The sequence below is a fragment of the Pseudarthrobacter sp. NPDC058196 genome (assembly GCF_042882685.1).
Taxonomy (GTDB): domain Bacteria; phylum Actinomycetota; class Actinomycetes; order Actinomycetales; family Micrococcaceae; genus Arthrobacter.
The window spans coordinates 163,590-181,560 of sequence record NZ_JBHVVN010000002.1; the positions used below are offsets into that span (position 1 = coordinate 163,590).

General features: G+C 67.0%; 17 protein-coding genes and 5 tRNA genes. 5 read left to right on the forward strand and 17 right to left on the reverse strand.

What is annotated here, in order from left to right; all coding sequences use genetic code 11:
• Nucleotides 1-76 precede the first annotated feature (76 nt).
• The 7 genes from ACFVVC_RS03450 to ACFVVC_RS03480 all read right to left on the reverse strand — a co-directional run bounded on the left by ACFVVC_RS03450 (nucleotide 77) and on the right by ACFVVC_RS03480 (nucleotide 6,590).
• Entirely contained in the window at nucleotides 77-1,411 is a 1,335-nt protein-coding gene (locus ACFVVC_RS03450; RefSeq protein WP_387449242.1) for an HRDC domain-containing protein, read from the reverse strand.
• A 39-nt stretch (nucleotides 1,412-1,450) separates the two neighbouring features.
• Entirely contained in the window at nucleotides 1,451-2,101 is a 651-nt protein-coding gene (locus ACFVVC_RS03455) for a DUF3000 domain-containing protein (RefSeq protein WP_387449245.1), read from the reverse strand.
• 58 nt (nucleotides 2,102-2,159) lie between these two features.
• The gene (locus ACFVVC_RS03460; RefSeq protein ID WP_387449838.1) at nucleotides 2,160-3,257 is read right to left on the reverse strand and encodes a threonine aldolase family protein; all 1,098 of its coding nucleotides are present in this window, start codon (nucleotides 3,255-3,257) and stop codon (nucleotides 2,160-2,162) included.
• A gap of 40 nt (nucleotides 3,258-3,297) precedes the next feature.
• Nucleotides 3,298-4,026 carry an SDR family NAD(P)-dependent oxidoreductase gene (locus ACFVVC_RS03465; protein WP_387449248.1) on the reverse strand — a complete coding sequence of 243 codons (729 nt, stop codon included), beginning with the start codon at nucleotides 4,024-4,026 and terminating at the stop codon, nucleotides 3,298-3,300.
• Nucleotides 4,023-5,390: a DUF6421 family protein gene (locus ACFVVC_RS03470; RefSeq protein ID WP_387449251.1), complete on the reverse strand. Its 1,368-nt coding sequence runs from the start codon at nucleotides 5,388-5,390 to the stop codon at nucleotides 4,023-4,025. The genes ACFVVC_RS03465 and ACFVVC_RS03470 overlap by 4 nt, the downstream gene beginning before the upstream one ends.
• Before the next feature lie 172 nt (nucleotides 5,391-5,562).
• On the reverse strand, nucleotides 5,563-6,039 hold the full coding sequence (msrB, locus tag ACFVVC_RS03475; protein WP_387449840.1) for a peptide-methionine (R)-S-oxide reductase MsrB: 477 nt from the start codon (nucleotides 6,037-6,039) through the stop codon (nucleotides 5,563-5,565).
• Between the two features lie 59 nt (nucleotides 6,040-6,098).
• Nucleotides 6,099-6,590: a hypothetical protein gene (locus ACFVVC_RS03480; RefSeq protein WP_387449254.1), complete on the reverse strand. Its 492-nt coding sequence runs from the start codon at nucleotides 6,588-6,590 to the stop codon at nucleotides 6,099-6,101.
• Between the two features lie 157 nt (nucleotides 6,591-6,747).
• On the opposite strand from ACFVVC_RS03480, the gene ACFVVC_RS03485 reads away from it, so the two are divergent.
• From ACFVVC_RS03485 to ACFVVC_RS03500, 4 genes are all read left to right on the forward strand, one after another.
• Nucleotides 6,748-8,001 (forward strand): alpha/beta hydrolase family protein, encoded by a 1,254-nt coding sequence (locus tag ACFVVC_RS03485; RefSeq protein ID WP_387449257.1) that lies wholly within the window; start codon nucleotides 6,748-6,750, stop codon nucleotides 7,999-8,001.
• 1 nt (nucleotide 8,002) lies between these two features.
• Entirely contained in the window at nucleotides 8,003-9,574 is a 1,572-nt protein-coding gene (locus ACFVVC_RS03490; RefSeq protein ID WP_387449259.1) for a succinic semialdehyde dehydrogenase, read from the forward strand.
• A gap of 38 nt (nucleotides 9,575-9,612) precedes the next feature.
• The gene (locus ACFVVC_RS03495) at nucleotides 9,613-10,446 is read left to right on the forward strand and encodes an SDR family oxidoreductase (protein WP_387449261.1); all 834 of its coding nucleotides are present in this window, start codon (nucleotides 9,613-9,615) and stop codon (nucleotides 10,444-10,446) included.
• Between the two features lie 106 nt (nucleotides 10,447-10,552).
• Nucleotides 10,553-12,337 (forward strand): multicopper oxidase family protein, encoded by a 1,785-nt coding sequence (locus ACFVVC_RS03500; RefSeq protein ID WP_387449264.1) that lies wholly within the window; start codon nucleotides 10,553-10,555, stop codon nucleotides 12,335-12,337.
• A 25-nt stretch (nucleotides 12,338-12,362) separates the two neighbouring features.
• Here the strand turns inward: ACFVVC_RS03500 and ybaK are convergent, their stop codons facing one another.
• From ybaK to ACFVVC_RS03515, 3 genes are read right to left on the reverse strand one after another with little or no spacing between them, the layout of a single operon-like run.
• On the reverse strand, nucleotides 12,363-12,875 hold the full coding sequence (gene ybaK, locus ACFVVC_RS03505; RefSeq protein WP_387449267.1) for a Cys-tRNA(Pro) deacylase: 513 nt from the start codon (nucleotides 12,873-12,875) through the stop codon (nucleotides 12,363-12,365).
• 13 nt (nucleotides 12,876-12,888) lie between these two features.
• Nucleotides 12,889-13,350: a SufE family protein gene (locus ACFVVC_RS03510; protein ID WP_387449270.1), complete on the reverse strand. Its 462-nt coding sequence runs from the start codon at nucleotides 13,348-13,350 to the stop codon at nucleotides 12,889-12,891.
• A 30-nt stretch (nucleotides 13,351-13,380) separates the two neighbouring features.
• Nucleotides 13,381-14,304: a sulfurtransferase gene (locus ACFVVC_RS03515; protein ID WP_387449273.1), complete on the reverse strand. Its 924-nt coding sequence runs from the start codon at nucleotides 14,302-14,304 to the stop codon at nucleotides 13,381-13,383.
• Between the two features lie 215 nt (nucleotides 14,305-14,519).
• On the opposite strand from ACFVVC_RS03515, the gene zapE reads away from it, so the two are divergent.
• Nucleotides 14,520-15,557 carry a cell division protein ZapE gene (gene zapE / locus ACFVVC_RS03520; protein ID WP_387449276.1) on the forward strand — a complete coding sequence of 346 codons (1,038 nt, stop codon included), beginning with the start codon at nucleotides 14,520-14,522 and terminating at the stop codon, nucleotides 15,555-15,557.
• Here zapE and ACFVVC_RS03525 read toward each other — a convergent pair.
• The 7 genes from ACFVVC_RS03525 to ACFVVC_RS03555 form a co-directional block, all read right to left on the reverse strand.
• Nucleotides 15,554-16,786 carry a benzoate/H(+) symporter BenE family transporter gene (locus tag ACFVVC_RS03525; RefSeq protein ID WP_387449278.1) on the reverse strand — a complete coding sequence of 411 codons (1,233 nt, stop codon included), beginning with the start codon at nucleotides 16,784-16,786 and terminating at the stop codon, nucleotides 15,554-15,556. The genes zapE and ACFVVC_RS03525 overlap by 4 nt on opposite strands.
• Before the next feature lie 160 nt (nucleotides 16,787-16,946).
• The gene (locus ACFVVC_RS03530) at nucleotides 16,947-17,210 is read right to left on the reverse strand and encodes an antitoxin (protein ID WP_387449280.1); all 264 of its coding nucleotides are present in this window, start codon (nucleotides 17,208-17,210) and stop codon (nucleotides 16,947-16,949) included.
• Between the two features lie 147 nt (nucleotides 17,211-17,357).
• A tRNA-Val gene (locus tag ACFVVC_RS03535) sits at nucleotides 17,358-17,429 on the reverse strand.
• A gap of 31 nt (nucleotides 17,430-17,460) precedes the next feature.
• Nucleotides 17,461-17,533 (reverse strand) — tRNA-Gly (locus ACFVVC_RS03540).
• Between the two features lie 57 nt (nucleotides 17,534-17,590).
• Nucleotides 17,591-17,662: transfer RNA gene (locus ACFVVC_RS03545), tRNA-Val, on the reverse strand.
• A 37-nt stretch (nucleotides 17,663-17,699) separates the two neighbouring features.
• Nucleotides 17,700-17,770, reverse strand: a tRNA-Cys gene (locus ACFVVC_RS03550).
• A 47-nt stretch (nucleotides 17,771-17,817) separates the two neighbouring features.
• Nucleotides 17,818-17,890 (reverse strand) — tRNA-Gly (locus ACFVVC_RS03555).
• Nucleotides 17,891-17,971 lie beyond the last annotated feature (81 nt).

Sequence of the window (17,971 nt, forward strand, 5' to 3'; positions counted from 1 at the left end):
GGACGGCAGCAGCAAGGCGTCGGTTCCACCGATGTTACTCGCGAGTAACTTAGGCCGCAAGGGCCGGAGGCCCTGGTTACTGGCCGCCCGCGGCGGCAGCGGGTTTGGGCTCCCTGGGCGGCAGCGGCTGCGGGTTCAGGAAAGCCTCGGCGATCAGCGGTGCCGCCAGATCCACCTGCCACTCGCGGGCACCGAGCGCCCGCAGTTCGGCGGAAATGGATTCCTCCGTGACCTCGGCAGGCGGTCGCCAGGCGACGCGCCGCAGGAAGTCCGGCGTCAGCAGGTTCTCCAGCGGCAGCTTCAACTCCTCGGCCTTCTCCTGGAGCAGCGGCCGGGCAGTGGCAAGGCGGGCGGCGGCCTCCGGGTCCCGGTCTGCCCAGACCCGTGGCGGTGGCGGGGCATTGGTGGCCAGGTGCAGGGGCGGCAGGTCCTCAAGGTCCCGTGCGGCGGCAATGCACCGAAGCCAGCGCGGGGCCTCGCGCTGCGCCGCCCGGCCATGGAAGCCCTTGGTTCCCAGCAACTGGGGCACCGTGGCGGGCATGGCCTTAGCTGCCGCCACCAGGGCGGAGTCCGGAATGAGCCGGCCCGGTGCGACGTCGCGCTTTTGTGCCAAGGAGTCGCGTTCAAGCCACAGCTCCCGGACGGCGGCGAGCTGCCGGCGGTCCCGGATCTGGTGCAGGCCTGAGGTCTTCCGCCACGGATCCACCCGCGGCGGTGCGATGCCGGCCGCCAGGATGGCGGCGAATTCCTGCTCCGCGTACTCCAGCTTCCCGTCAGCCTGCAGCAGTTCGATGAGTTCCTCGCGCAGCTCCGTGAGGACCTCGACGTCGAGGGCGGCGTAACGCAGCCAGGGTTCCGGAAGCGGGCGGGTGGACCAGTCGGCAGCGGAGTGCTCCTTGGCGAGCCCGAACCCCAGCAACTGCTCGATGACGGCGGCAAGGCCAACCCGGGGCAGCCCCGCCAGGCGCGCGGCAAGCTCGGTGTCGAAGAGCTTGTCCGGCCACATGCCGAGCTCGGAAAGGCAGGGCAGGTCCTGGCTGGCGGCATGCAGGATCCACTCGACACCTCGCAGGGCGTCATTGATGATGTCCAGGTTCCCGAAGGGTTCGGGATCGATGAGCCAGGTCCCGGCGCCTTCGCGGCGGATCTGGACCAGGAAAGCCCGCTGGCCGTAGCGGAATCCGGAGGCGCGCTCTGCGTCCACACCCGCCGGTCCGGTGCCGGCGGCGATGGCGGCGGCGCAGCGCTCCAGGCCGGACTGCGTTTCGATGACAAGGGGAACGCCGTCGCGGGGCGAGTCAAGGTCGATGATTTCGGGGATGGGGCTGTCGAAGCCCTCCACGGTGATCTGGGGTGCGGCAGCAGCAGCCGGGACGCCGGCTGTGGTGTTTTCCGGAATGTTTGGGGTCATGGTTTCCCCAGTTTACCGGGCAGGTCCGTCAAAGCCCGGTCAGCTTCGGCGCCGGTGCGGGAGGGCGGTCACGCCGTCCGGGAGTGGCGGCAGGCCGGCGAAGGTGCACACCATGTCCGACCACGCCTCCAGGTGCGCCTGGACGTCGGAGGAATCCGGTGTCCAGGAGGCCCTGAGCTCGATGTCGATGGAGCCCGGGCGGCCGGCCAGGGTGCCGAAGCTTTCGGAAAGGACACGGGTGGCGGTGCCGCCGGCCGCCCGGTAGGGCGCCTTGTGGTTTTCGAGCGCTTCCACCAGCCAGGTCCAGGCCACGGTTCCCAGCATCTGGTCGTTGCCCATGTCCGGTTCCAGTTCAGCACGGATGTAGGTGACGATCCGGAACTCGCCGTCCCAGACGGCCGAGCCGTCGGGGTCGTGGAGCAGGATGAAACGCCCCGTGGCGAGTTCCGTTTCGTCATCGTCCCCCGTAACCGGGGCTGCGGCGAAGGCCATGGCCGCTGGACCGTGCACGGGAGTAGCGGGGGTACCGGCGCCGGGTGCCATGACTTCGGCGCCCAGCGCGACGGCGAAGGGTGCCAGGCGTGCGGGTGCCGGGATCTCGGCGAGGCGCAGTTCCTTGCGGCACTGTGCCTTCCTGAGGGTTCCCAAGGCGTGGAGGAAAGCCGGGGGAACCTGGTCAAGTGCGTTCACCTTGGCAGATTACGGGGCCGGAGGCGGTACGGCGGGAAGGCTCGCCGTCGCGGGCTGGTCACCCGGTCCGGCCATCCCGGTAGTCCCGGAGTTCGTGGCGGATCGCGGCGGCGAAGGCGTCGACGTCCTCCTCTGTGGTGTCGAAGGAGCACATCCACCGGACTTCGCCGGCGGCCTCGTCCCAGTCGTAGAAACGGAAGGAGCCGCGGAGCCGGTCGGCCACGCCGGGAGGAAGGACGGCAAATACGCCGTTCGACTCCGTCTGCTGGGTGGGCCGGACGCCGTCGATGGTGTCGACGGCGGCGCGGAGCCGGCTTGCCATGGCGTTGGCGTGCGAGGCCGAGCGCAGCCACAGGTCGCCTTCGAGCAAGGCGATGAACTGGGCGGACAGGAAGCGCATCTTCGAGGCAAGCTGCATGTCCATTTTGCGCAGGTATACCAGGCCGTGCGCCGCCTCCGGGTTCAGGGCCACCACCACCTCCCCGTAGAGCAGCCCGTTCTTGGTGCCGCCGAAGGAGAGGATGTCAACGCCCGCATCACTGGTGAAGGCCCGCAGCGGGACGCCCAGGTGGGCGGCCGCATTGGCCAGCCGTGCCCCGTCCATGTGCAGTTTCATGCCCTTCGCGTGCGCATGGTCGGCGATGGCCCGCACTTCCTCGGGGGTGTAGCAGGTGCCCAGTTCCGTGGTCTGGGTGATGGAGACCGCCAGTGGCTGGGCGCGGTGCTCGTCACCCCAGCCCCAGGCCTCCCGGTCGATGAGTTCCGGCGTCAGCTTGCCGTCGGGAGTGGGGACGTGGAGCAGCTTCAGGCCGCCGATGCGTTCCGGTGCGCCGTTTTCGTCCATGTTGATGTGGGCGGTGGAGGCGCACACCACGGCGCCCCAGCGGGGGAGCAGCGACTGGAGCGACACGACATTGGCGCCGGTGCCGTTGAAGACCGGAAAGCATTCGATGCCCGGGCCAAAGTGGTCGACCATCAGTTCGTGCAGCCGCGCGGTGTAATCGTCTTCGCCGTAGGAGACCTGGTGCCCCTCGTTGGCGGCGGCCAGGGCTGCCAGGATCTCGGGGTGGACCCCTGAATAGTTGTCGGAGGCAAACCCGCGCACGCCGGGGTCGTGAAGCCTCTGCGGGGCGCGTGTTTCTGCTGTTGTCGTCATTGGATTGCTCACGCTTTCAGTGTAGGGACAGTCGCGGCGGTCAGTCCGCCAGCCGGAGCCGGGCACCGTTCAGTTCGGCGGCGGGGGTGTTGAACAGCCGCACGACGGCGGCCGCCAGGTCGGCCACGTCCGTCGCCCCGGCGAAGGACCGTTCCGGATGCTTGCGGCGCAGTCCGTCATCCACCAGGGCTTTCACTGCCAGGACTACAGCGGCTGCCTGTCCGCCGCCGTCCATCGAAGCCTTTCGGAAGCCGTCCGCCACGGCCATGGTCCAGGCTTCGGCGGCGGCCTTCGCGGCCACGTAGCTGGCCAGAGCTGCGGTGGGCCTATCGAGTGAGGTGGAGGACACCATGGCGAAGCGGCCGTGCGCGGAGGCGGCAATGTCGTCGAAAAAGACGCGAGAGACATTGCGCAGGGTGGTAATGGCGCCGCGTTCCAGGAATTCCCAGTCGTCGTCGGACTGGTCGGCGATGCCCGTGGCGCCGCGCCAGCCGCCCACCAGGTGGATCACCGCGTCGACCGTCCCCAAAGCATCGCCAACGTCGTCGCGCAGCCGGCGGACCTCCGCCAGCGCGGCGAGGTCGCACGCGAACGGTGTGACGCCGTCGCCCGCCTCCTCTGCGGCCGCCTTGATGCGGGCTGCATCCGAGCCCACCGTGGCCACCCGGTGCCCGGCGGCGGCCAGGGCCCGGGCAACGGCAATTCCGGAGGCGCCGCTGCCGCCGGCGACCAGGACGGTCAGTGCCTGGCCGTCCGGCAACTGGCTCACAGTGCCGACCGGCCGGTGATTCCGGCGGTCGATTCGATGACCGGACGCATCTTCTTCTCCAATGCCTCGTAGAACATGGACAGCGGGAACTCGTCGTCCAGCACCTGGTCCGTCAGTCCGCGCGGGGTTCCAGCCAGCGGCAGGGCGTCAGGGCCCTTGGCCCAGACAGAGGCCGGGTTGGGGGTGACGGTAGCCGACACCAATTGGTACGCGGCCAGCCAGTGTGCTGTCTTGGGGCGGTCGATCGAGCGCCAGTAGAGTTCGTCGATGCTATCGCCCAGGGCGATTACGGCGTCTGCGACCTCGTCCCAGTCGATGGTCAGGCGGGTGTCCGTCCAGTGCAGCACATGCTGCTGGTGGAGCCAGGCGAAGAGGAGTTGGCCGCCCAGGCCGTCGTAGTTCCGGACCCGGCTGCCGGTGATGGCGAAGCGGAAGATCCGGTCGAAGATGATGGCGTACTGCACCAGCTTCGCGTGGCGCCGGGCCTGCGGGTCGGCGTCGTCGTCCTTTTCGATCCGGACCGATTCGCGGAAGGCGGTGAGGTCGCAGCGGAGTTCTTCGAGGGAGTACAGGAAGTAGGGCATCCGCTGCTTGATCATGAACGGATCGAAGGGCAGGTCGCCGCGCATGTGCGTCCTGTCGTGGATCAGGTCCCACATGACGAAGGTGGCTTCGGTCAGGTCCTGGTCGGCCAGCAGTTCGGCGGCGCCTGCCGGCAATTCCAGCGACGTGATGTCCGCAGCGGCCTTGAGGACGCGGCGGAACCTCGCTGCTTCGCGGTCTGCGAAGATGGCTCCCCACGTGAAGGTGGGAGTTTGGCTGACCGCCACGGTTTCGGGAAAGAGCACGGCAGAGTTGGTGTCGTAGCCGGGGGTGAAGTCCAGGAAACGGATGGGGACGAACAGCTTGTTCGAGTAATCCCCGGCCTCCAGCCCGGCAATGAATTCGGGCCAGATGACCTCGATGAGGACTGCCTCAACCAGTCGGTTGCTGCTGCCGTTCTGGGTGTACATGGGGAAGACCACCAGGTGCTGGAGACCGTCCTGGCGCTGCTGCTGCGGCTGGAACGCCAGCAGCGAGGACAGGAAGTCTGGCACTGCGAATCCGCCGGCCGCCCACGCGGAGAAGTCCTGGCGAAGGGCGTCCAGGTAGGCAGCGTCGTGGGGGAACGCGGGAGCCAAGGCCTGGACGGCGTCGATAATGGCGGACACGTGCCTGGACGCCTCGGGATGGTTTCCGGCCTCGGGAACCGAGCCGTCCTGGGCCTGGAGGGCCTGCAGGGCAGTTGCGGCGCCCTTGAGCCGGAGCCAGTCTTCGTTCCGGGCGGAAATTCCCGCCACGGCGGTGGTCAGGGCCTGTGTCATCGTCGGCTGCCTTTCTGGTTGCTTGCTTCTTTGGCGAGCGTAACAAGCAACCAGAATGACTTATGCCCAGCGGCGCTGAGCGTAAGAAACTGTTGGTCTACAGGTGCTTCCAAGATCCCCGAGGCCCGCATGGGACTGGTTGATCGGCACCGGCGTCAGGTGATCCCGAGCTTCACTTCCCGGACGGCGCGTCTTCAGGGCTGTCCTGCTCCACGAGCCGCAGGGACACGGAATTGATGCAATACCGCTGGTCGGTGGGAGTGCCGTAGCCCTCGCCCTCGAACACGTGTCCCAGATGCGAATCGCAGGCGGCGCAGCGGACCTCCACACGGTCCATGCCCAGGGTCCGGTCGTGGATGTACCTCACGGTTTCCTCGGCCAGGGGGGCCCAGAAGGAGGGCCAGCCGCAGTGGGAATCGAACTTCTCATTGCTGGTGAACAGTTCAGTCCCGCAGGCGCGGCACTGGTAGACCCCAGCCGTATGCGTGTCCCAGTATTCGCCGGTGTAGGGGCGTTCCGTTCCGGCCTTGCGAAGGACCCGGTACTCCTCCGGCGTCAGTTCTTCCCGCCACTGGGCATCGCTCTTCTGCACGGGAGATTCCGTTGCAGCGCTTTCCTTGCTGTCCGCTTGCCCATCGACGTCCACCATGCCTGTTGCCTTATGACCAAAAATACTGTTTCCAAAGATGCTCATGGCAATACCAACGCTCAGGAGTCCCCGATAAATCCCGAACCCGCGTACAGGTGGAGTACGGGAACGCCCAGCTGGTCCTGGGCTTTGTTGGCCCAGTCGGTGTGGAATGTATCTGCCACGGCGTGCGGACGCGTGATCACCACCGCTTGCGAGGCACCGGTTTCCTTGACTTTTGAGACGAGGCTGTCCACGGCCTTGCCGGCCACCACCTGGCCGGTGACTCCGGAGCCCAGTCCCGCCAGTGCTGCGAGGGAGGCGGCGAGTGTCTCATCAGCATGCGCCCGCTCGGTGGCGTCATCCGGAGTGCCGCCGGCAAGCTCCCGGAACGCCTTGGCCACGTCCAGCATGGAAAGGTTCTCCAGGAAGTCCACCAGCAGGTGCCGCTCTGTATTGGCCGGCACCAGGACCACCAGGCTGCTGTCGGACCCGTCCACGAGCTGTTCGATGTTCAGGCGGTCGTCCGCGCCCAGGGGTTCTTCTGTCAGGATGACGATTGGATCACTCATGGCCATAGCCTAGTCCGGCCCGCGCACGCCTGCACTGCGCCCCGCGAACACCGGCGGATTGCCGCAGGGCATGCCGCAGCCGCCTAGGAATGCGGGTATCTGCCTCAACGCCGGTAAGAATAGAGCCATGGCACCTTTCCGGCGAGCGCGCCCTGCAATGACTGCACCCACCCGGGATTCCGGCGGGATGTCGCCGGGAGCGAAGTGGGCAGTGGGCGGTGCCATTGCCGGCGGTTCACTGGCCGGCCTGCTCGGAACCGGCTCTTCTGCCCTGGCCGTGTACTTCGCGCGCCGCGTGATCACCCCGGCGCGGCAGCGAGCGGCGGACAAGGAAGTCCTCGCCGTTATCCGTGACGGCCACAAACAGCAGGTGATCCTGGCAGCCAACGACGACACCACCGTTGACGGTGTGTACGGCTTCTTCTTCGACGGCGGCAAGGGCCACGCCCGGATCGGCCGCATCGTGTCCTATTTTCCGGCGGAGCGGACAGTCCTGCGCGAGGTGGAAGCCGTCTACAGCGGGGACCTGTCAACGGCCCGTTGGGGATGGTGGAGCGGCGCCACCTATCCTGACCCGGCCGCGGCCGGCATTCCGTTCGAGGATGTGCTCATCCCCGTGGAACGCGGCGAGGCGCCCGCCTGGCTGGTGCGTGCCAAGGGGGCCGCCCGGACGTGGGCCATCATGGTCCACGGCCGCGGTGCCACCCGGCAGGAAGCCCTGCGAGCGGTGGGCCCGGCACTGGAACTGGGCCTGACCAGCCTGTTGGTGTCCTACCGGAACGACGGCCTTGCGCCGTCGGCCGATGACGGGCGCTACGGCCTGGGCTCAACCGAATGGCAGGACATCGAAGCCGCCATCGGGTACGCCCTGGCTAACGGCGCCGAGGAAGTGGTTCTGTTCGGCTGGTCCATGGGCGGCGCCATCTGCCTGCAGACTGCAGACCTGTCCCGCCACCGGCACCTGATCCGGGCCATGGTGCTCGATGCGCCCGTCATCGACTGGGTGACGGTACTTGCCCACCACGCCCAGCTGAACCGGATCCCCTCGCTGGTGGGCCGGTACGGGCAGCTGATGCTGGGCCACCCGCTGGGACGCCGGCTCACCGGCCTCTCGGCTCCCGTCGACCTGAAAGTCATGGACTGGGTCTCCCGTGCTGTCGAGCTGCGGACCCCCACGCTGGTCATCCACAGCGTGGACGACGAGTACGTGCCCTACGGACCGTCCGCCATGCTGGCCGAGCGCAACCCCGAAATGGTGACGTTCGAGACGTTCAACCACGCGCGGCACACCAAGGAATGGAACGTTGACCCGGAGCGCTGGGAACGCCTGGTCAAAGCGTGGCTGCGGCAACAGCTCGCCCCCCGGCTCAATCCGGGGGCGCTTGGCCGGGCCACCCCGGCCGGGGCCTGACATGGACGCGCCGGGCGGCGTCGCCACCCTGACTGCCCGAGGCCGGGACCTTGCTGCCGGACTCCAGGGGTTGGTGTCAGCGGCGCCGGGCCGCCTGCGGCACCCCACGCATGCACCGTTCGACGGCTCGCCGGTGGGGGACGTGCCGGTGTGCAGCACGCCCGACGTCGAAACCGCCGTCGGCGCTGCCCGCGAGGCACAGCGTGCCTGGGCAGGCAGGACGGTCGCCGAACGCCGGGCAGTCATCCGGCGGTTCCGGGAACTCCTGCTGGACCGGGAACGGGACGTCCTGGACCTGGTCCAGGCCGAGAGCGGGAAATCGCGGCTGAGTGCGTTCGAAGAGTTCGCAGACGTCGTGATGACGGCGGACTACTACGAACGCAACGCGGAGAGGTACCTCCGGCCGCGCCGCCGGAAGGGAGCATTCCCGGTTCTGACCCGCACCACCGAATACTTGCTGCCCAAGGGCGTGGTGGGCGTCATCAGCCCGTGGAACTATCCCTTGACGCTTGCGGTCTCGGATGCGATTCCTGCACTGCTGGCCGGAAACGGCGTCGTCCTGAAACCGGATTCGCAGACCCCGTTCACGGCCCTCCTGATGGTCAGGCTGCTCCGGGAGGCCGGGCTTCCAACAACCCTGTTCCAGGTGGTGACGGGGCCCGGCACGGAGATCGGCCCCGCCCTGATTCGGCACGTCGATTTCCTGATGTTTACCGGATCATCGGAAACCGGCAAGACCGTCGCCCGGCAGTGCAGCGCCCGGCTCATTGGCTTCTCCGCCGAACTTGGCGGCAAGAATCCCATGCTCGTGCTGGCGGACGCAGACGTTGGCAGGGCCGCAGGGGGTGCGGTGCACGCTTGCTTCTCCAACTCCGGCCAACTGTGCGTCAGCATTGAACGGATCTATGTGCACGCGGCAGTCTACGACCACTTCGTGGCCGCCTTTACCGCCAGGGTGAAGGACATCCGCCTGGGACCGGGACCCGACTGGGACATCGGCATGGGCTCCCTCATCAGCCAGGCGCAGGTCGAGCGGGTGGACCGCCATGTCCAGGACGCGCTCGCAAACGGCGCAGAACTTCTCGCCGGCGGCCGGCGGCGGCCTGACCTGGGACCGCTCTTTTATGAACCCACCGTCCTGGCAGGCGTGACCGCCGGCATGCTCATGGCCCGGGAAGAGACGTTCGGGCCGGTGGTTGCCATCTACCGGGCAGCGGACGACGACGAAGCAGTCGCCCTGGCCAACGACTCCGACTTCGGGCTGAACGCCAGCGTGTGGTCTGCCCGCCGCGGCGAAGAGGTTGGCCGCCGGCTGATGACGGGCACGGTCAACGTCAACGAAGGATATGCCGCCACCTGGGCTTCCCATGACGCACCGATCGGTGGCATGAAGGATTCCGGGGCCGGGCGCCGCCACGGCCGGGAAGGCATGCTGAAGTACACCGAGCCGCAGACCATTGCGGTGCAGCGGCTGCTGCGGGTGGCACCGGCCGCGGGCATGTCGAACAAGGCATACGCCCGCATCATGAAACGGGCCATCACCCTGATGGCCCGACTTCCCCGAGGCCGCTAGGACAGCGTCCGTGGCGCCGTAATCCCAGGAGGACTGACATGGCTAAAGGAACCCGGCTTTCCGGTGCAACGCTGCTGGTCACGGGCGGCGGACGCGGGCTGGGCCGGCGCGTCGCGCTGGGTGCCGCCGGACGCGGGAGCCGGGTGGTGGTCTGGGATGTGGACGCGGAACGCGGTGCAGCAGTCCGTGACGAAATCCGCGCCGCCGGCGGCTCCGCCGAAGCACAGGCCGTGGATGTCACTGACAGCCAGGCCGTCAAGGCTGCCGCAGAACTGGCAGGGCCCGTCGACATAGTGGTCAACAACGCCGGCGTGGTCAGCGGCAGGAAGCTCCTGGAGGCAACCGACCAGGACATCGAACGGACCATGCAGGTCAACGTGCTGTCCCTGTACTGGGTAACGCGCGCGTTCCTCGGCGGCATGGTAAGTCGGCGCCGCGGAACCGTGGTGACCGTGGCCAGCGCTGCCGCACTGGTGGGCGTCGCCCGGCAGACGGACTACTCCGCCAGCAAGTTCGCCGCCTTCGGCTTCGACGAGTCCCTCCGCGCCGAGCTCCGGGCCGCGCAGGCGGGGGTTAACACCCTTGTGGTCTGCCCCTATTACATTGATACCGGGATGTTCGACGGCGTCCGGACCCGGTGGCCGTTGCTCCTGCCCATCCTCCGCGAAGAGCAGGTGGCAACCAGTGTCCTTGACGCCATCGAGGCCGGCCGCCGCAAACTGTTCCTGCCACCCGTCGTCAACCTGCTGCCCGTGCTGCGGATCCTTCCGGTCGGTGCCTTCGACCGGCTCATGGACGTGCTGGGCGTCAACCGGACCATGGATCACTTCACCGGCCGCAGCGCGGGACGGACCGGAGGGATTTCCGGGTAGTCTCCCCCCTTTCAGGGGACGGGGGAGTGGGGACCCTATGACGGACCAACGCACGGGTCTATCCTGCTGCCCAGGGGGATACCGCTGCGAAGAAATGGGCCCCCAAATGCGTATTACAAGACGACAACTTTTGCAGGCCGGCGCGGTGGCCGGCACAGGGCTGCTGGCCTCGCCCGGCTCGCCGGCAGCCGCGACGCGCGGACCTGCGTCCGGGCAGCAGGCCATGTTTGCCGAGCAACTCCCCACTTTGGACGATCTTGGTGTTTTGGATATGCAGGCCGGCGGGAGCACCTCGTTGTGGATCCGCAACGCCCGGCACAGGTTCCAGGAACAAATGGGCCTGACGAACACCTTGGCGTACCAGGAGGCCGGGTCATCCCGGACCTACCTTGGCCCCGTCATCGTGGCTCGGAGAGGAACTCCGTTCGAGCTGACCGTCCACAATGGGGCTATATTGCATCCCCTTGCCTTCGCCATTGACAGCGAGCTGCTTCCAGCAGGCAGAGACGATGCGAAGCGGCCCCGGATGGCCGTCCACCTTCATGGCGGCAACACCAGCCCGCAGTCCGACGGCGGCCCGGATCAGGCGTTTGGACCGGGCGAATCGTATACCTACCGCTATGGGAACAACCAAGATGCTGCCGGGCTTTGGTACCACGACCATGCACTGGGCATGACCCGCCTTAGCGTCTACGCGGGGCTGGCCGGCGCGTATTTGCTTCGGGATACGCCCGGGCCTGGAGGCTCAGGAATAGACACGGGGGATGGCACGCACCTGCCGCCGCCACCTTTCGAAGTTCCGTTGATCATCCAGGACCGGATGTTCACACCGGATGGCTCGTTCGCCTACCCGCCGAACCCGGACCTCAACGGACCCGACGGCGGCCCGCGCCCCTGGGCGCCGGAGTTCTTCGGCGACGTCGCCACGGTCAACGGCAAATGTCGGCCCAACCTCGATGTCGCCAGGGGCAAATACCGCTTGCGCGTCTTCAATGGCTCCAATGCCCGGTTTTACGATCTCAAGTTTGATGCCGCGGGTTCCGCACTTGCCTTCCATCAGATCGGGTCCGACGGCGGCCTCCTCAACGCACCTGTGCGGCTGAACCGACTGGTGATTGGCCCTGGTGAACGGGCAGATCTTGTCGTGGATTTTGCCGGGCTCCCGGCCGGCTCCCGCGTGATTCTGCGCAACAGTGCCCGCGCACCGTATCCGGACGGGCCTGCCGCCGTTGTACGCGGCGGCCTGCCCCTCCCGCAGATCATGCAGTTCACTGTGACATCCCTGGCCGGCTTCGCGGTGCCGCTGCCCGCGCGTTTGAGGGCTACCCCCATCACCGACCTCAGGTCGGTGCACACCGTCGCCACCCGGCAGATGGCGCTGGTGGAAGTGGCCAACGCGGACGACGTGCCTGTGATGGCGCTGCTGAACAACAGGATGTTCGACAGCCCGGACGTTACTGTTGTGAAGAGCGACACCCTCGAACAATGGGAACTGATAAACACCACGGAGGACGCCCATCCCATCCATCTGCACTTCAGCCAGTTCCAGGTGCGCGACCGGCAGAAGTTCGATGTCCAGGCGTACCTCGGCGAGACCGGCTATGTAGATCCGGCGACCGGCCTCGTCACGCCGGGCCGGGGAAGCGCAATCCCCGTCAAGCCCTTCCTGATCGGCCGTCCCAAAGGACCGGCCGACAACGAGCAGGGGTGGAAGGACACCGTGGTGGCGTTCCCAGGCGAGGTCACCAGGATCCGGGTGCCGTTTGGTGCAGCGGCGGCAGGCGGGGCTCCACTGGCCATTGGCTCATCATTCAAGGGCGAATACGTCTGGCACTGCCACATTCTGGAGCATGAGGACAACGACATGATGCAGCGCTATGTGATTGAGTAGCGGCGGTCGGGCAACGCCCGCCCGGCTAAGGGGCGGGATGTCCGGCGGTGACAGAGCTGATGGGAGCCGCCACGGCGTCCGTGAGCCTGATAAGGTCCGCGGTCGCCAGTTCGATGTCCAGTCCGCGCCTGCCGCCGGAGACCAGCAGGGTCTCCAGTGCCAACGCGCTGGAATCCAGGACCGCGGGGGAGGGCAGGCGCTGGCCGAGGGGTGAGATGCCGCCCAGGACGTAACCGGTGCGCCGCTGGGCGGCAGCGGGATCAGCCATGGACGCTTTCTTCGCACCAAGCACCGCGGCCATGGCCTTGAGGTCAAGGCTCCCGCTGACCGGCACGATGCCCACGGCAAGCCTCCCCTCGACGTCCACCATCAGGGTCTTGAAGACCCTGGACGGATCGACACCCAAGGCAGCGGCTGCCTCTGCGCCGTAGCTGCCGGCGGCGGGATCATGGTTGTACGGGTGCAGCACAAAGGGAACCCCGGCCGCGGTCAATGCCGCCGTGGCCGGAGTTCCCTGGAAAGTATTCTTGCGCGCCATCGGTGGGGCGAGGTCAACCGTGGACGCGTGAAGCAGCGGCCACCTTGCGCTTGATCCGCCCCAGCATTGCCGTCATGCCCCGCATGCGGAGCGGAGTGATGGCCCGGGTGAGGCCCAGCAGTTCCGGCATGTCATCCGGGACGGACAAGATTTCCCCGGCGGACAAGCCATCCAGGCCCTCGTGCAGCACGCCGGCGAAGCCCCGCGTGGTGGGAGCCTCGGCCGGGGCCTTGAAGTACAGGTGCACCACACCGGCCGGGCCGTCGTCGTTCTTCTCCGTTTCGATGGTGAGGAACAGCGGTGACTGGCACTCCACCACCTGCTCAAGGAGTTCAGGGTGGTCCTTGAGTCGGTCTGGAAGTTCCGGCAACCCCTCCGAGAACTCCAGCAACAGCTGGAGCCGCTCGGGTTCGGACAGGGCCTGGAAATCGTCCACGATCGCCGCCAGGGCGGTGGGCAAGGCTTGAGTAGTCATCGTTCCAAGTCTACGCGGACACGCAGGGGGTCAGGCCCCGACGCCGACCGGAATGGAACCGCGCTCGGTGCCCTTGACGATCGGCACGCGGACGGCGTTGCCCCACTCCGTCCATGAGCCGTCGTAGTTGCGGACGGTCTCGAAGCCCAGGAGGTATTTCAGGACGAACCAGGTGTGGCTGGACCGCTCACCGATCCGGCAGTACGCCACGACGTCGTCACCCTCCGTCAGCCCGGACTCGCCAAGGTAGATGGCTTCGAGTTCTTCGCGGCTGCGGAATGTCCCGTCTTCCGCGGCCGCACGGGCCCACGGGATGGATGCGGCGGTGGGGATGTGGCCGCCGCGCAGGGCGCCCTCTTCCGGGTAGGCCGGCATGTGCGTCCGCTGGCCAGTGTATTCCTCGGGAGAGCGGACATCGATAAGGGGCTTGCCCAAGTGGGCCAGGACGTCGTCCTTGAACGCGCGGATGGGCGCATCCTCGCGCTCAACCACCGGGTAGCTGCCGGATGCGGGGGAGGGCCTGTCCCTGGTCAGTTCGCGGCCCTCGGCAATCCACTTGTCCCGGCCGCCGTCGAGCAGCCGGACATCCTGGTGGCCGAACAGCGTGAACACCCACAGGGCGTACGCGGCCCACCAGTTGGACTTGTCGCCGTAGATCACCACGGTGCTGTCCCGGGAGATGCCCTTCGACGCCGCGAGTTCGGCGAAAGCGGCGCCGTTGACATAATCGCGCGAGACGTCGTCGTTCAGGTCCGTGTGCCAGTCGATCTTGACGGCACCGGGGATATGCCCGGTTTCGTACAGGAGGACGTCTTCGTCGGATTCGACCACGATGAGCTCGCCGTTGGCCACAGCGCCACCTTCGATGGCGGCGGCCAGCCATTCCGTGGAAACGAGCCGCTCGGGGTGGACGTAGGCTGCGAACTTCTCATTCTGTTCAACCGGGTAGGGCATGGCGTTGGCCTTTCACTAAGGGCACGGAGGACCGTGGGACCGGCAATGGAACCTGTTCCCACCCTAGCCAGCACCCCCGGCGTTGTCCGTATTCCGTTAACAGGGCGAAATGTTGGCTTGGTCACGCGGCCGTGGCGGGGATCCAGCCAACCCCGGGTACGCCCCCGGTTGCCGGTATCCTTTCTGGGGACCAACCACGAGCAGAACGGACCACCTTGGTACAGATCGAACAGCTTGCCGCCCGTACTCCGGCAGTTTCGGTGGACGAACTCCTCAAGGGCTTCTACCCCTCGCCGCGGTTCGGGGAGGTTTCCTTTTCGAGCTACCGCCCGGACCCCAAACAGCCAAGCCAGGCTGCCGCAGTGCGCGCCCTCGAGGAATTTGCCGGCGGCGTGGGATCGGGCAACGGAGGCGGGCTGTTCAAGAAGCTGTTCGGCAAGAAAGACGAATCCAGGGCAGGCATCTACCTCGACGGCGGATTCGGCGTGGGCAAGACCCACCTGCTGGCATCGCTCTGGCACGCAGCGCCCGGGCCCAAGGCGTTCGGCACGTTCGTGGAGTACACCAACCTGGTGGGCGCCTTGTCCTTCCGCAAGACGGTCGAGGCGCTGAGCAGCTACAAGCTGGTGTGCATCGACGAATTCGAACTCGACGATCCGGGCGACACCGTCCTGATGTCCCGGCTCATGCGGGAGCTGGCCGACGCCGGCGTCAAGCTCGCTGCCACGTCCAACACCCTCCCCGGATCCCTGGGCGACGGCCGCTTCGCCGCGGTGGATTTCCAGCGCGAGATCCAGGTGCTCGCGGACCAGTTCGACGTCATCCGCATCGACGGTGAGGACTTCCGGCACCGTGGCCTTCCCGCCGCTCCCGCCCCGCTGAAGAACAGCGAACTGAACACGCACATGAAGGCCGAATTCGACGGCAAGACGGTGGCCCAGGACGAGTTCGCCACCCTGATCCACCACCTGGCGGGCGTGCACCCCAGCCGCTACCGGCAACTCATCGACGGCATCGACGGCGTGGTGTGGCGCAACGTGGAAACCATCAGCGAGCAGGCCGTGGCGCTCCGGTTCGTCGTCCTGGCGGACCGGCTCTACGACAAGGACGTTCCCATCCTTGCCAGCGGTGTGCCGTTCGACAAGCTGTTCACCGAGGAAATGATGACCGGCGGATACATGAAGAAGTACTTCCGTGCCGTGTCCCGCCTCACCGCGCTGGCCCGTGAGGGCCAGAACCACGAACCTTCCTAGTTCGCGGCCCGTTCCGGGGCGGGCCGCCGCCGAGGAACCAGCAGCGACCGCACCGCCAGGCCGGCAAGGAGCGCCCAGAACGCGGACCCGATTCCGGCGAAAGCCAGGCCCGACGCCGCCATCAGGAAGGTGACTGCGGGAGCAATCCGGTCTTCCGGGTCGGCCAACGCGGCCGACACCGCCGAAGCGAGGGTGCCCAGCAGGGCAAGCCCGGCGACTGCTTCCAGCATCCCCGCCGGTGCCGCACCCACCACGGCCACCAGGGCAGCGGACGACGCAGCCAACACCAGGTACGCGGGGCCGGACACGAAACCGGCGATCCACCGCCTGCTCCGGTCCGCGCCCGCCTCCTCGCCGGCGGCAAGAGCCGCGCTGAGCGCTGCAAGGTTGATGGCATGGCCGCCGAACGGTGCCCCCAGGGCGGTCCCCGCACCCGTCACCAGCATGGCCGGCCGCCACGGGGTCTCGTATCCGAACGACCGCAGGACTGCCACCCCGGGGACGTTCTGCGATGCCATGGTCACCACGAACAGCGGGACCGCGATGCCCGCCAGCGCCTGCAGGGTGAAAGCGGGAGGAGTCCACACCAGCGAGGGCATGAGGGTTTCGGCGCCGAGGGCGGTCCCGCCGGCCGCCAGCTGGATCCCGATCACCAGCAATGCCACCAGCAGGGCGCCCGGCACGGCCCACCGGGGAGCGAACTTCATCAGCACCAGCCAACACAGGATCACGGGGGCCACAAACAGGGGAACCGTGCCCAGGGCCTTGAAGGGCGCCAGGCACAATTGAAGCAGGACCCCTGCCAGCATCGCCTGCGCAAGCGTGGGCGGGATGGCTGCCATCAGCCTGCCGAGCGCAGGCACCAGGCCGGTCAGTGCCAGCAGTACCCCCGCCACGAGGAAGGCCCCCACGGCGGCCGGCCAGCCGCCGTCGGGCGTTCCCGAAGCTGCCAGCAACGCGGCGCCCGGCGTTGACCACGCCAGCGTCACCGGAACCCTGGAGCGCCAGGCAAGCAGCAGCACACCAACTCCCACGGCGAGCGTGACCGCCAGTAAACCGGAGGCAGCCTGGGCAGGATCGGCACCCACCGCCCTCAGTCCGGCGAGGACCACAGCAAATGACGACGTGAAGCCCACCAGCGCCGTGACGATTCCGGCGACCACCGGCCGGGAATCCGGCCGGGACCGCCCGCTGGGGGCTGTTTTGGGAAATGCTGCGGACTTTGGCATACCGGCAGGCTACCGGCGTGGCTTGGCGAACCGGCAATTGGGTGCTCGGTGGACGGTCGCAGCGGGGGCCCGCCTTAAACGACAAAGGTGCAGGTGCCGCCTCCCGGCGGGACCTGCACCTCCTTGACGTGCCGGGGCAAGGGCCCCTGGCCAAATCCTTCTACGGCGTCCTGTCAGCCGGCGGAACCGGATTTTCAGGAGCAACCGGGGGAACCTGCCCGGCGGCAGGTGCCTGGCCCGGAGTTCCGTTCTTGTCAACGAGCTTGGAAGCGCCATCCTGGATTTTGTCGACGTGGCCTGCGTACTTGCCGCCGGTCTTGGTGTCGACGAAATCGCCGGCCTTGGTGATGCCGTCCTTGATGGTCTGCTCGTTGCCTCGGATCAGACCCTGAGCCTTGCCCTTTAGATCGTCAAGTAAACCCACGAGCACCTCCCTTCGATCGCGGAGCCAGGTCGCTCCTCGCGCAATCGATCCTAGCCGCGGCGCGAAGGCATGCCAAGGAAATCGCGTTCGCCCGCAGCATATGCCGGGACAACAAAAAAGCAGCTCCGGAGAGCTGCTGCCTTTGTGTGGGCGATACTGGGATCGAACCAGTGACCTCTTCCGTGTCAGGGAAGCGCGCTACCGCTGCGCCAATCGCCCGGAACCGGAAGACCGGTATGGGATATAAGAGAGCGGACGACGAGATTCGAACTCGCGACATCCACCTTGGCAAGGTGGTGCTCTACCAGCTGAGCTACGTCCGCATTTTGCAGGTTGTCCCGGATAATCCGGTGGTACTGCCGGCAAGTTTCCTTGCCGAGTGGGCGATACTGGGATCGAACCAGTGACCTCTTCCGTGTCAGGGAAGCGCGCTACCGCTGCGCCAATCGCCCATTGCCTCCGGTATCCCGGAAACCATGGTTTTCACCGAGGTGGGTACGGGATTCGAACCCGTGTATACGGCTTTGCAGGCCGCTGCCTCGCCTCTCGGCCAACCCACCGTGTTAGCTTCAATTCCAAAGAATGTTAGCTGTGACAGTGTCCTGCGAGCGGACGACGAGATTCGAACTCGCGACATCCACCTTGGCAAGGTGGTGCTCTACCAGCTGAGCTACGTCCGCATTTTGGAGGCTTGATTCCTTGCCGTTTCCGGCATTTCCTCGCGTTCCAACGAGTAAAAACAATATAGGAGGTTCCGGGAT